The 12,296-nt window shown below is 72.7% G+C and carries 13 protein-coding genes; all 13 read right to left on the reverse strand.

Features of this window, described 5'->3' with window-relative positions; all coding sequences use genetic code 11:
• Positions 1 to 3: 3 nt before the first annotated feature.
• A complete protein-coding gene (purD, locus tag PSEJ31_RS0102395) occupies positions 4 to 1,296 on the reverse strand; it encodes a phosphoribosylamine--glycine ligase (RefSeq protein WP_028914540.1) in 1,293 nt (430 codons plus the stop codon).
• Positions 1,297 to 1,395: 99 nt separating this feature from the next.
• Entirely contained in the window at positions 1,396 to 1,902 is a 507-nt protein-coding gene (locus tag PSEJ31_RS0102400; RefSeq protein WP_028914541.1) for an N-acetyltransferase, read from the reverse strand.
• 157 nt (positions 1,903 to 2,059) lie between these two features.
• Positions 2,060 to 3,646 (reverse strand): bifunctional phosphoribosylaminoimidazolecarboxamide formyltransferase/IMP cyclohydrolase, encoded by a 1,587-nt coding sequence (purH, locus tag PSEJ31_RS0102405; RefSeq protein ID WP_019398813.1) that lies wholly within the window; start codon positions 3,644 to 3,646, stop codon positions 2,060 to 2,062.
• A gap of 67 nt (positions 3,647 to 3,713) precedes the next feature.
• On the reverse strand, positions 3,714 to 3,989 hold the full coding sequence (fis, locus tag PSEJ31_RS0102410; RefSeq protein ID WP_028914542.1) for a DNA-binding transcriptional regulator Fis: 276 nt from the start codon (positions 3,987 to 3,989) through the stop codon (positions 3,714 to 3,716).
• A gap of 80 nt (positions 3,990 to 4,069) precedes the next feature.
• Positions 4,070 to 4,921 carry a DUF3426 domain-containing protein gene (locus PSEJ31_RS16425; protein ID WP_084220782.1) on the reverse strand — a complete coding sequence of 284 codons (852 nt, stop codon included), beginning with the start codon at positions 4,919 to 4,921 and terminating at the stop codon, positions 4,070 to 4,072.
• A gap of 41 nt (positions 4,922 to 4,962) precedes the next feature.
• Positions 4,963 to 5,880: a 50S ribosomal protein L11 methyltransferase gene (gene prmA / locus PSEJ31_RS0102420; protein WP_019398816.1), complete on the reverse strand. Its 918-nt coding sequence runs from the start codon at positions 5,878 to 5,880 to the stop codon at positions 4,963 to 4,965.
• A 156-nt stretch (positions 5,881 to 6,036) separates the two neighbouring features.
• Positions 6,037 to 7,404: an acetyl-CoA carboxylase biotin carboxylase subunit gene (accC, locus tag PSEJ31_RS0102425; RefSeq protein WP_019398817.1), complete on the reverse strand. Its 1,368-nt coding sequence runs from the start codon at positions 7,402 to 7,404 to the stop codon at positions 6,037 to 6,039.
• Complete coding sequence (locus PSEJ31_RS0102430) at positions 7,394 to 7,840, reverse strand: four helix bundle protein (RefSeq protein WP_026010559.1); 447 nt, start codon at positions 7,838 to 7,840, stop codon at positions 7,394 to 7,396. Before PSEJ31_RS0102430 ends, accC begins: the two co-directional genes overlap by 11 nt.
• Positions 7,841 to 7,867: 27 nt before the next feature.
• A complete protein-coding gene (gene accB / locus PSEJ31_RS0102435; protein WP_019398819.1) occupies positions 7,868 to 8,353 on the reverse strand; it encodes an acetyl-CoA carboxylase biotin carboxyl carrier protein in 486 nt (161 codons plus the stop codon).
• A 54-nt stretch (positions 8,354 to 8,407) separates the two neighbouring features.
• Positions 8,408 to 8,848, reverse strand: coding sequence for a type II 3-dehydroquinate dehydratase (aroQ, locus tag PSEJ31_RS0102440; protein ID WP_019398820.1), 441 nt, complete (start codon positions 8,846 to 8,848; stop codon positions 8,408 to 8,410).
• Positions 8,849 to 8,952: 104 nt separating this feature from the next.
• Positions 8,953 to 9,522 (reverse strand): TlpA disulfide reductase family protein, encoded by a 570-nt coding sequence (locus PSEJ31_RS0102445; RefSeq protein WP_019398821.1) that lies wholly within the window; start codon positions 9,520 to 9,522, stop codon positions 8,953 to 8,955.
• Positions 9,519 to 11,756 carry a protein-disulfide reductase DsbD gene (locus PSEJ31_RS0102450; protein ID WP_051403631.1) on the reverse strand — a complete coding sequence of 746 codons (2,238 nt, stop codon included), beginning with the start codon at positions 11,754 to 11,756 and terminating at the stop codon, positions 9,519 to 9,521. The genes PSEJ31_RS0102445 and PSEJ31_RS0102450 overlap by 4 nt, the downstream gene beginning before the upstream one ends.
• 73 nt (positions 11,757 to 11,829) lie before the next feature.
• A complete protein-coding gene (cutA, locus tag PSEJ31_RS0102455) occupies positions 11,830 to 12,147 on the reverse strand; it encodes a divalent-cation tolerance protein CutA (protein ID WP_028914545.1) in 318 nt (105 codons plus the stop codon).
• Between the last annotated feature and the right edge of the window lie 149 nt (positions 12,148 to 12,296).

The following is a 12,296-nucleotide window of genomic DNA, read 5'->3' on the forward strand; positions in this document are numbered from 1 at the left end:
GGCTCAGTTGCCCTGCTCGCGGGCGATCGCGCGCCAGCCGATGTCGCGGCGGCAGAAGGCGTGTTCCCAGCGGATCGCGTCCACCCCGGTATAGGCGCGGCGCTGGGCGTCGGCCACGCTGTCGCCCAGCGCGGTCACGCACAATACGCGGCCGCCGGCGCTGACGACCTTGCCGTCGGCATCCAGTGCGGTGCCGGCATGGAACACCTTGACGTCGGCGGGCACCGCGTCGAGACCGCTGATGGCCTCGCCCGTCACAGGCGACTCCGGATACGGACGCGCGGCGATCACCACGCCCAGCGAGGGCCGCGGATCCCACTGCGCCTGGACCTCGTGCAGGCGGCCGTCGATCGCCGCCTCGACCAGGTCCAGCAGGTCCGACTGCAGGCGCAGCATCACCGGCTGGGTTTCCGGGTCGCCGAAGCGCACGTTGAACTCGATCACCTTCGGCGCGCCGGAGGCATCGATCATCAGCCCGGCGTAGAGGAAGCCGGTGAACGGGATGCCGTCGGCAGCCATGCCGGCCACGGTTGGCTCCACCACCTCGCGCATGATCCGCGCGTGCACGTCGGGGGTGACCACCGGCGCCGGCGAGTACGCGCCCATGCCGCCGGTGTTGGGGCCGGTATCGCCATCGCCCACGCGCTTGTGGTCCTGCGAGGTGGCCATCGGCAGCGCCGTCTTCCCGTCCACCATCGAGATGAAGCTGGCTTCCTCGCCCTCGAGGAATTCCTCGATCACCACGCGTGCGCCGGCATCGCCGAAGGCATTGCCGGAAAGCATGTCGCGCACCGCGGCCTCGGCCTCCTCCAGGGTCATGGCGACGATCACGCCCTTGCCGGCGGCCAGGCCGTCGGCCTTGACCACGATCGGCGCACCCTTCTGGCGGATGTACGCGAGGGCGGCCTCGACCTGGGTGTGCACCGCGTAGAACGCGGTGGGGATGCCGTGGCGGGCGAGGAAGTCCTTGGCGAAGGCCTTGCTGCCTTCCAGCTGCGCGGCCGCGGAGGTGGGGCCGAAGATGCGCAGCCCGGCTTCGCGGAAGCGGTCGACCACGCCGGCCACCAGCGGCACCTCGGGTCCGACCACGGTCACCGCCACGCCTTCGCCGCGCGCAAGCTGCAGCAGGCCCTCGAGGTCGGTGGCCTTGACCGCGGCGTTGCGGCACCTGGCCTCGGCGGCGGTGCCGGCATTGCCGGGGGCGACGATCACTTCGCTGACGCGCGGCGACTGCGCGAGCTTCCAGGCCAGCGCATGCTCGCGCCCGCCCGAACCGATGACCAGGACCTTGCTCATGTGGGAAGGGATTCGCGGGAAAGGGAACGCGATTCTAGCCTGCCCGCCGGGTCCGGCCTGCCGCGCGCGGCGCTTTCGCCGGCAACCACCGCGACTGGCTCAGGGCTTCTCGTGGTGGCCGAAGGCCGGATGCAACACCACCTCGCCGGCCGAAGCGGCATCGGTGAAGCGCAGGGCCTGGAACGCGCCCTGCGGCGCCCCGGGCAGGGTCAGCAGCGGATCGGCGACGAAGCCGAAGCGGCCGTAGTAGGCCGGATCGCCCAGCACCACGCAGCCGTTGGCCTGGCGTTCCTGCAGCGCCAGCAGCCCGGCGTGGACCAGGGCGCTGCCGATGCCATGGCCCTGGTCGGCCGGGTCCACCGCCAGCGGGCCCAGCACGTACCAGGCGTCGCCGTCGCGCGAGGGCCGTGCCGGGGAGAAGGCGACGTAGCCGGCCACGCGGCCGTCGATGTCGGCCAGTAGCGAGACCGCCAGCGCGTCGTCCAGGCGCAGGCTGTCCACGGTGCGGGCCTCCAGTTGGCCCGCGCCCGGGAATCCGGCGAAGGCGGCGCGCAGCACGGTGCAGATGGCGTCGGCGTCGCCGGGGCCTTCCTCGCGGATCCACATGGCAGCCTCCTTGTGCATGGCCGGCCCATGGGCGGGCGGCGTGCCGGGCAAGGTAGCGGCGCGGCGGCGAACGCCGGGTGATGCCGGTTGGTGCGCAACGCGCAGCGGCCGCGCCCCGGGGGACGCGGCCGCGCCCATGCCCGCCGGCGGACGGCGCTCAGTGGCGGAAGTGACGCACGCCGGTGAACACCATGGCGATGCCGTGCTCGTCGGCCGCGGCGATCACCTCGGCGTCGCGCATCGAGCCGCCGGGCTGGATCACCGCCTTGATGCCGGCCTCGGCCGCCGCGTCGATGCCGTCGCGGAACGGGAAGAACGCGTCGGAGGCCATCACCGAACCCTCGACCACCAGCCCGGCGTCGGCGGCCTTGATCCCGGCGATGCGCGCCGAGTAGACGCGGCTCATCTGCCCGGCGCCGACGCCGATGGTGCGGTTGTCCTTCGCGTAGACGATGGCGTTGGACTTGACGAACTTGGCCACCTTCCAGGCAAACAGCAGGTCGGCGAACTGCTGTTCGGTGGGGGCCAGCTTCGTCACCACCTTCAGCTCGTCGCGGGTGACCACGCGGTCGTCGGCGGTCTGCATCAGCAGGCCCGAGCCCACGCGCTTGAGGTCGATGAAGCCCGGCGACGGCGGCGCCATCGGGATCCGCAGCACGCGCACGTTGGCCTTCTTCTTCGCGTACTCCAGCGCGCCTTCGTCGTAGTCCGGGGCGATCAGCACCTCGACGAACTGGCGGTCGAGGATGGTCTGCGCGGTGGCCGCGTCCAGCGGGCGGTTGAAGGCGATGATGCCGCCGAAGGCGCTGGTCGGGTCGGTGGCGTAGGCTTGCTCGTAAGCCTCGCCCACGCCGGCGGCCACGGCCACGCCGCAGGGGTTGGCGTGCTTGACGATCACGCAGGCCGGGGCGTCGAACTGGCGCACGCATTCCCAGGCCGCGTCGCTGTCGGCGATGTTGTTGTAGCTCAGCTCCTTGCCCTGCAGCTGGGTGAAGGTGGCCAGCGAGCCGGGCGCCGGGTGCAGGTCGCGGTAGAACGCGGCCTGCTGGTGCGGGTTCTCGCCGTAGCGCAGGTCCATGACCTTGACGAAGCTGCCGTTGGCCTGGGCGGAGAAGGCCGCGCGCACCGGCACTTCGGCGCTGGCGTCGGTCACGGCCGACAGGTAGTTGCTGATCGCAGCGTCGTACTGGGCCACGCGGTTGAACGCGGCCACCGACAGGGCGAAGCGGGTGGCGGCCGAGAGCTTGCCGTCGTTGGCCTCCAGCTCGGCCAGCAGGCCGGCGTACTGCTCCGGCGAGGTGGCCACCGCGACCCGGGCGAAGTTCTTGGCCGCGCTGCGCAGCATCGCCGGGCCGCCGATGTCGATGTTCTCCACCGCCTCGGCCAGGGTGCAGTCGGCGCGGGCGGTGACCTGCTCGAACGGATACAGGTTCAGCACCAGCAGGTCGATCGGGGCGATGCCGTGCTCGGCCATCACCGCATCATCCAGGCCCGCGCGGCCGAGCAGGCCGCCGTGGACCACCGGGTGCAGGGTCTTGACCCGGCCGTCCATCATTTCCGGGAAGCCGGTGACCTCGGACACGTCCCTGACCGGCAGGCCGGCCTCGCGGATGGCGCGGGCGGTGCCGCCGGTGGACAGCAGCTCGACGCCACGCGCGGCCAGGGCGCGGGCCAGGTCGATCAGGCCGGTCTTGTCGGAAACGGACAGCAGTGCCCGGCGCACGGGCAGGAAATCGGCGGTCATGGGTGGGCAGCAGGGTGCGGGGAAAGAGGCGGAATTATAGCCGCCGCCCCCGGGGCCGCCCGCGGGCTCAGACCAGCCCGTAGTCCTTCAGCTTCTTGCGCAGGGTGGCGCGGTGGATCCCCAGCAGCGCCGCGGCGCGGCTCTGGTTGCCGTCGCAGTGGTTCAGCACCTCGACGAACAGCGGGATCTCCATCTCGCGCAGGACGATCTCGTAGACGTCGTTGGCTTCCACCCCGTCCAGGTCGCGCAGGTAGCGGCGCACCGACTGCGCCACGTGCTCGCGCAGGGGCGGGCGGGGGGCGCTGCGGCCGGCGTCGGCGCGGGAAGGGGCGTTCTGCTGCACGTGGGATTCCGTTGGATGATGCGCGTGCATCGAGCGGGTTGGGGAGTCTAGCGCGGCCGCCCGGCCGCTGCCATTGGCCATCAGTGGAACCTGAAGGAGAACGCCACCGTGCCCGGCGCCGGCTCCTGCACCACGAAGGTGACCTGCGCGCTCTGCCCGGGTGCGAGCAATCCTTCCGGCGCCTCGCCCAGGTATTGCTCCGGCGCGAACACGCCGCTGCCGGTGGTGCGGCCGTCGGCATCGGCCAGCGACAGCTGCAGCAGCGGCCAGGGCTGGGCCCAGCGCGCATCGTTGCGGAAGGTGGCGTCCACGCGCAGGGTGCCCGGCGCCTGGCCCGGGCGCACGCTGCGCTCGACCATGGTGAATGCGCCCGGCTCGCGCCAGTCCGGCAGGCTGCAGCGCAGCACGCCGCAGGCCTGCAGCAGCAACGGGCGCCATTGCGGATCGGCCGCCAGCCGCGCGCGGTCGGCCAGCAGCACCTGCAGGCCGAGCAGCAGGGCCAGCAGCACCACCAGCGGCCACTGCCAGCGCGCGCGCCGCGGGCGCGCCGCGTTGGTGCGTGGTGCGGCGGACGCCTGCGCCGGCGTGGCATGCAGGGCGACGACGGACGGTGCATCCGCGGCGATGGCCGGTGGCGGCTGCGGCGTGGACCGCGGCTCGGGCTGCGGTTGCGGGATGGGCTCCGGTCCGGGCGCAGGGTCTGCTGCGGCGGATGCCGCTTCCGGCGCGATAGCCGCTGGCGGCGTCGGTTCGTCATCCAGCAGGGTGGCCAGCGCCGGCGGTGCAGCCGCGCCTGCCACGGCCGGACCGCTGGCGGCCGATGCGCCGGGATCGGCCGCCAGCGGCTTGCCGCAGCGCGGGCAGGCCTCGGGCCGCGGCTGGCCCGACAGGTGGGTGACCAGGAAATCGCAGTGCGGGCAGGCGGTGAACATGCCCGCTATTCAACCATGCGCCCGCGGCCGGCGCAGGCGCCTTAGCGGCGCACGCCGTCGATCCGCACCCAATCGCCGTCGACGCTGGCCTGCAGCTCGTCGAACCAGGCCGCGTAGCGCTGCAGCAGTTCGCCTTCCTGGCCCTCCAGGATGCCGGACAGGGCGATGCGCCCGCCCGGGGCCACGCGCGCGGCCAGGGTGTTGGCCAGCGCATCCAGCGCCGAGGCGAGGATGTTGGCCACCACCACCGGATAGGTCGCTTCCGGTTCGTCCTGCGGCAGGTACACCGCCAGCTGGCCTTCGACCTCGTTGCGCAGCGCGTTGTCGAGCGAGGCCTGCAGCGCCTGCGGGTCGTTGTCCACGCCCACCGCCTGCGCGGCGCCGAGCTTCAGCGCGGCCAGGGCGAGGATCCCGGAGCCGCAGCCGAAGTCGAGCACGCGCGCGTCCTGCAGCAGGCCTTCGCCGGCCAGCTGGTCCAGCCAGCGCAGGCACAGCGCGGTGGTCGGATGGGTACCCGAGCCGAACGCCAGGCCCGGGTCCAGGCGCACCACCGCGGCATCGGCCGCGGTGGCCTCGGCCGGCAGTTCGTGGTTCCACGGCACGATCCAGGTGCGCGCGCCGAAGCGCATCGGCTGGAACTGGTCGAGCCAGACCCGCTCCCAGTCCTGGTCCTCGACCTTGCGGAACGAGGCGCTGCTCCAGTCCAGCGACGGGTCGAACGCCTCCAGCGCGGCCAGCAGGGCCAGCGCGTCGACGTCGGCGTCGAACAGCGCGCTCAGCACCAGCGACTTCCACACCGGGGTCTCGCCCACGCCGGGTTCGAGGATGGCGCGCTCGTTGGGAGTGTCGGCGTCGGCGTCCAGCAGGGTCACCGACAGCGCGCCCACGTCCTCCAGCGCGCGCTCGTAGCGCGGCTGCTCGGCCTCGGTGCTGCGCAGGCTAAGTTCAAGGTAGGGCATGGGCGTGGGCGGTTGCGGTGTGGGGGCGCGATTGTCTCACGCGGGGCCTGCGCTGGCCGCAAAGGGAAAGGGCCGGCATGGCCGGCCCCAGGTGCCACCTGCCCGGCGCGGCGCGCCGGGGCGTTCCCGAGGCGGCGCCGCGCAGGCGGGTTGTCCTCACCCCAGTGCGATCGACTGGTTCTTGCGCTCGGCCAGGCGCTTCTCCAGGTAGTGGATGTTCTGGCCGCCGGCCTGGAAGCCCTTGTCGCGCATGATCCGCTGCTGCAGCGGGATGTTGGTCTTGATGCCGTCGACCACCATCTCGCTCAGGGCCACGCGCATGCGGCAGATCGCGGTCTCGCGGTCCGGACCGTGCACGATCAGCTTGCCGATCATCGAGTCGTAGTTCGGCGGCACGCGGTAGCCCTCGTAGATGTGGGTGTCCACGCGCACGCCCGGGCCGCCCGGAGCGTGGAAGTGCTGGATCAGGCCGGGGCTGGGGAAGAAGGTCTCCGGGTCCTCGGCGTTGATGCGGCACTCGATGGCGTGGCCGTTGAGCACCACGTCCTCCTGGCGGATGCGCAGCTTGTGGCCGGCGGCGATGCGCAGCTGCTCGGCCACCAGGTCGATGCCGGTGACCATCTCGGTGACCGGGTGTTCGACCTGGATGCGGGTGTTCATCTCGATGAAGTAGAAGCGGCCGTTCTCGTACAGGAACTCGAACGTGCCGGCGCCGCGGTAGCCGATGCGGATGCAGGCCTCGACGCAGACCTTGCCGATCTCCGCGCGCTGCTCGGCGGTGATGCCCGGCGCCGGCGCCTCCTCGACCACCTTCTGGTGGCGGCGCTGCATCGAGCAGTCGCGCTCGCCGAGGTGGATGGCGTTGCCCTGGCCGTCGGCCAGCACCTGGATCTCCACGTGGCGCGGATTCTCCAGGTACTTCTCCATGTACACCTCGCCATTGCCGAAGGCGGCCTTGGCTTCGCTCTTGGTGGTCTCGATCGCGGCCCTGAGCGCGGCCTCGGAGTGGACCACGCGCATGCCGCGGCCGCCGCCGCCGCCGGCGGCCTTGATGATCACCGGGTAGCCGATCTCGCGGGCGATCCTGGCGTTGGCGGCGATGTCGTCGCCCAGCGGGCCGCCGGAGCCGGGCACGCAGGGCACGCCGGCGGCCTTCATCGCCCGGATCGCCTCGACCTTGTCGCCCATCAGGCGGATGGTGTCGGGCTTGGGGCCGATGAAGATGAAGCCGGACTGCTCCACCCGCTCGGCGAAGTCCGCGTTCTCGGACAGGAAGCCGTAGCCGGGGTGGATGGCCTGGGCATCGGTCACCTCGGCGGCGGCGATGATCGAGGCCATGTTGAGGTAGCTGTCGGTGGACGGCGCCGGCCCGATGCAGACCGACTCGTCGGCCATGGCCACGTGCTTGAGGTTGCGGTCCACGGTGGAGTGCACGGCGACGGTGCGAATGCCCAGCGCATGGCAGGCGCGCAGGATCCGCAACGCGATTTCGCCGCGGTTGGCGATTACGACTTTATCGAGCATGGGATTGGGCCCGTGATTCGTGATTCGTCATTGGTAATTCGTAGTAGGCCGGCTCGTCGCGCGCGGCTGCGGTGTCGTCGATCGACCTGATCAGCGCGTTGAGGCGCGCGAAGGTGCGATCGAGCAGCTGCAGGAGGTCCTGGTCCGGGGCGGCGAGGCCGAGCCGCGGAGCCAGCGCCAGCTGCGTATCCAGTTCGGACAGCGAGCCGCGCGCAATCAGCAGGAAACGTACGAGTTCAGGGGCATAGCGACGGGCGGCGCCTTCGGCGATGTTCGATGGCACGCTCACGGCGGCCCGGCGCATCTGCGCCGTCAGGCCGTACCGATCCTCCGCGGGAAAGCCGGCCGAGTACGCGTACACCAGGGCGGCAAGTTCCATCGCATCGCGCCATGCATCCAGGCGCTGGTGCGGCCGCTCCTTCGAATCACCAATCACGAATCACCAATCCCGTCGTGATCGGCGTCAGCCGATCACGAACAGCGGCTGGTCGAACTCCACCGGCTGCCCGCTCTCGCACAGGATGGCGACCACGGTGCCGGAGACGTCGGCCTCGATCGGGTTGAACATCTTCATCGCCTCGATGATGCCGAGGGTGTCGCCGGCCTTGACCTGCTGGCCGACAGTGACGAAGGCCGGCTTGTCCGGGGCCGGGGCGGCGTAGAAGGTGCCGACCATCGGCGCGCGCACGACCTGGCCCGGCGGCAGGTCGCTGCCCGGCTTGGGGGTGCCGCCGGTGGCGGCCTCGACCGGGGAGCTCATCGGCATCGGCGCGGCGGCCGGGGCCGCGGCGGGCGAGCGCACTTCCAGCGAGGCGGCCGGGGCGGCCACCGCCACGCCCTGCGGGATGCGCGACAGGCGCACGCTTTCCTCGCCTTCCTTGATCTCGATTTCGGCGAGGTTGGATTCTTCCAGCAGGTCGATGAGTTTCTTGATCTTGCGCAGGTCCATGGTGGCCTCTGTGTGGGGCGTCCGCGGCGCGGACGCGTTGCAACGGGATGGGGCTCAGGCCGGCAGCCGCGCCAGCGCCGCATCCAGGGCGTAGCGGTAGCTGTCGGCGCCGAACCCGCACACCACGCCGACCGCCTTGTCGCTGAAGTAGCTGTGCTGGCGGAACGGTTCGCGGGCGTGCGGGTTGGACAGGTGGATCTCGATGAATGGGATCGCCACCGCCGCCAGGGCGTCGCGCAGGGCGACGGAGGTATGGGTGAAGGCGGCGGGGTTGATCAGGATGAAGGCCGTGCCGTCCTGGCGGGCGGCCTGGACCCGGTCCACCAGCGCATGCTCGGCGTTGGACTGGAACGACTCGAGCTGGTGCCCGGCGGCCGCGGCGCGGCGGGCCAGGTCGGCGTCGATGTCGGCCAGGGTTGCGTGGCCGTAGACCTCCGGCTCGCGGGTGCCGAGCAGGTTGAGGTTGGGGCCGTGCAGGACCAGCAGCTTTGCCATGGTTGCGGGCGGAACCGGAAAGGGCGGCAGTCTGGAGGAAGGCGCCTTTACTGTCCAGTTCGGCGAAGATGAAAGCGTTTCAAGCAACCGTTTGAAGGCCGGCCTCAGTCCGGCCCGGTGCCGGCCGCGGCCCAGTCGGCGATCTCGCCGGGCTGGAACGGTCCCAGCTTCTGCCGCAGCACCCGGCGCTGCCGATCCAGCAGCACCGTGTAGGGCAGCAGGCCGCGGGTATTGCCCAGCCGCACGCTGGCGTCGGCCGGACCGGGGCGGTCCAGCAGGATCGGGTAGTCCACCGGGACCTGGCGCAGGAAGGCGCGCACCGCCTCCGCCTCGTCCAGGGCCAGGCCCACGACCTGGACCCCGTCCGCGCCCTGGGCGGCAGCGAAGCGCTGCAGCTCCGGCATCTCCTCCACGCAAGGCCCGCACCAGCTGGCCCAGACGTTGACCAGCAGCGGGCGGCCGGGCGCGATCGCGGCCAGTTCGACGAGGTTGCCGTCCAGGTCGGGCAGGCGGATCGGGTCGGGGTGCTGCCCCGGCATGGCCGCGCGCACCCCTTCGGGCACCGGCAGCGGCGCCGGCAGGTCCGGGCGGCGCTGCTCGTACCAGGCGCGCGCGCCCAGGCCCAGCGCGGCGGCGCAGGCTGCCGCCAGGACCAGGCGCAGGCCGGGCCTCACCGCGCCGCCGCCCTGAGCAGGGCGTCCTCGACGATCGCCGGGGTCAGCACCGGCGGCAGCACCGCCGGCGGTGCGCCGGGTCCGTAGACCACGTACAGCGGCACGCCCACCGCGTTGTGCGCCTCGAGGAACGCGCTGATGGCCGGATCGGTATTGGTCCAGTCGCCGCGCATGTAGACCGCCCCGGTGCGGCCCAGCAGTTCGCGGAAGCCGTCGCGGGCCAGCACGTTGCGCTCGTTGGCCTTGCAGGTCACGCACCAGTCGGCGGTCATGTTGACGAATACCACCCGGTTCTCGCCGCGCAACCGGTCCAGCTCGGCGGCCGAGTAGGGCACCGCGTCGCTGTCGGCGGCGCGCACGCTGGCCGGCGGCAGGCGGGTCACGCCCCACACCGGCGCCAGCGCCACCGCGACCAGGACCAGGGCGGCCAGGGTGGCGCCACGGCGGCCCCACCAGCGGCTGCGCTCGAACCACCACAGCGCCAGCGCCAGCACCGCGGCGCCGACCAGCACCATCGCCACCGCGTCCACCCCGCGCTGGCGGCCGAGGATCCACAGCAGCCACACCGCGGTCAGGTACATCGGATAGGCCAGCAGCTGCTTGACCGTCTCCATCCACGGCCCCGGTTGCGGCAGCCGCCGTGCCAGTGCCGGCACGAAGCCGACCAGCAGGAACGGCAGCGCCAGGCCCAGGCCCAGTACCAGGAACACCAGCATCCCGGCCGCGGCCGGCGCGGCGAAGGCGTAGGCCAGGGCGGGGCCCATGAACGGGGCTATGCAGGGGCTGGCGACCACGCAGGCCAGCACCCCGGTGAGGAAGTCGCCGGCCGGTCCGTTGCGCGCGGCGGCCAGGCCGCCGCCGACCCCGGTGCCCAGGGTGTACACGCCCGACAGGCTCAGGCCGACCGCGAACATCAGGTAGGCCAGCGCGGCCACGAACCATGGCTGCTGCAGCTGGAAGCCCCAGCCGGCGGCCTGGCCGGCGGCGCGCAGGCCCACCACCAGGGCGCCGACGGCGGCGAACGCCACCAGCACGCCCGCCGTGTACCACAGCGCGTGGGCGCGGGCGCGCTCGCGGCTCTCCCCGCTCTGGGCCAGGCCCAGGGCCTTGAGCGAGAGCACCGGGAGCACGCATGGCATCAGGTTCAGCACCAGACCGCCCAGCAGGGCCAGCAGCAGGGCGCCGACCAGGCCGCGCTTGCCGTTGCCCGCGGCCGCTGGCGGCGCCGCGGTGCGCGCGGCGTTGCCGGCCGAGGCATCCGGTGCCGCTTCCGGCGGGGCCGGCAGCTCCGCAGGCGCCACCTCGCCGGCGTCTGCGGCCGGGGCCGGGGGCAGCGGCGCGGCGCCCACCGCCGCCGCCGTCGTCACCTCTCCGGTGGGCAGGTCCACGGCCACGCGCCGGGTCATCGGCGGGTAGCAGATGCCGCCTTCCTGGCAGCCCTGGAAGGTCACCACCAGGGTGGCGCGCGCCGGGTGCGGCCGGGTGCGGACCACCGGCAGCACGACCTCCGCCGGTTCGAAGTACACCGTCACCTCGCCGAAGTGCTCGTCGCGGTGCGCGGTTCCCGGCGGCCACTGCGGGCGGCCGGCGGACAGGCCCGGCGCGTCCTCCAGCACGAACCGGGTGGTGTCGCGGTAGATGTAGTAGCCGGCCACCGGCTGCAGGCGCACGCGGATGCGGTTGCCGCCGTCGGCGATGGCGTCCACCGCGAAGGCCTGCGCCTCCGGCAGGGCCGGGCGGACGCCGCCCAGCGCCGTCGCGAGGCGGTCGCGCCCGGCGTTGGCCGACTGCAGCGCCGCCAGGCGGCTGGCGGCGGTGCTGGTGCCGGGCAGGCGCACCTGCACCCGGCGGGTCTGCGGCGGATAGCAGATGCCGATGTCGGCGCAGCCCTGGTAGCGGATCTGCAGCTCGGCGCTGGCGCCGGCGCCGGTGGGCTGGCCGTCGAGGATCGCCACCAGCGCGCCGCGGTAGGTTTCCACCGGACCGAAGAACTCGTCGACGTGGCGCTCGCCGGCCGGCAGCCGCAGGTTGCCGCCGACGAAGTCGCCGCTGGCGCTGACCGCGGTGCGGTGGCGGTAGAGGTAGTAGCCCTCGGCGATCTTCCAGTGGATCTCGATCCGCCCCGGTTCGGGCGCGGTCGCGGTCAGGACGAAGGCCTCGTCCACCGGCAGCAGGTCCTTGGCGTCGACCGCGGCCTGGACGGGGGCGAGGACCGCCAGCCAGGTCAGCAGCATCAGGAGCAGGCCGGGCAGGTGCCGGGCCGGCAGGGGGCGGTGCGGGGTCATGCGTGTCTTCGTCTTCCGTTCGTCAGTCGCGGGTGGCCTCGACCACCCATCCGAGGTAGGCGGGCAGCCCGGCCGTGGCCTGGACCGCGAGCACCTCGGGGAGTTCATAGGGATGCAGCGCCTGCAGCCGCCCGATCAGGTCCGGCAGGCGGTCGGCCGGGGCCTTGGCCAGCAGCAGCACCTCGTCGGCCAACTCCACCGCGCCCTGCCAGCGGTATACCGAGTGCATCCCCGGCAGCACGCTGGCGCACGCGGCCAGCCGCTCCTCCACCAGGGTCCTGGCCAGGGTGGAGGCGGTGTCCGGGTCGGGGCAGCTGCAAAACACCAGGTGCACGTCCATGGGCTCAGAGTGTAGCCGGCCGCGGCCCCGGGGCCCGGACCCGGGGCCCGGAAGAAAAACCCGGCCGGCCCCTTGAAAGGCCTCCGCCGGCGCCCCACATGGGGCCCATGCCCTCGGCCCGTCGGGGGTTTTTCCTGCCGTCGCGGGCG

The sequence above is a fragment of the Pseudoxanthomonas sp. J31 genome, assembly GCF_000510725.1.
Lineage (GTDB): Bacteria > Pseudomonadota > Gammaproteobacteria > Xanthomonadales > Xanthomonadaceae > Pseudoxanthomonas.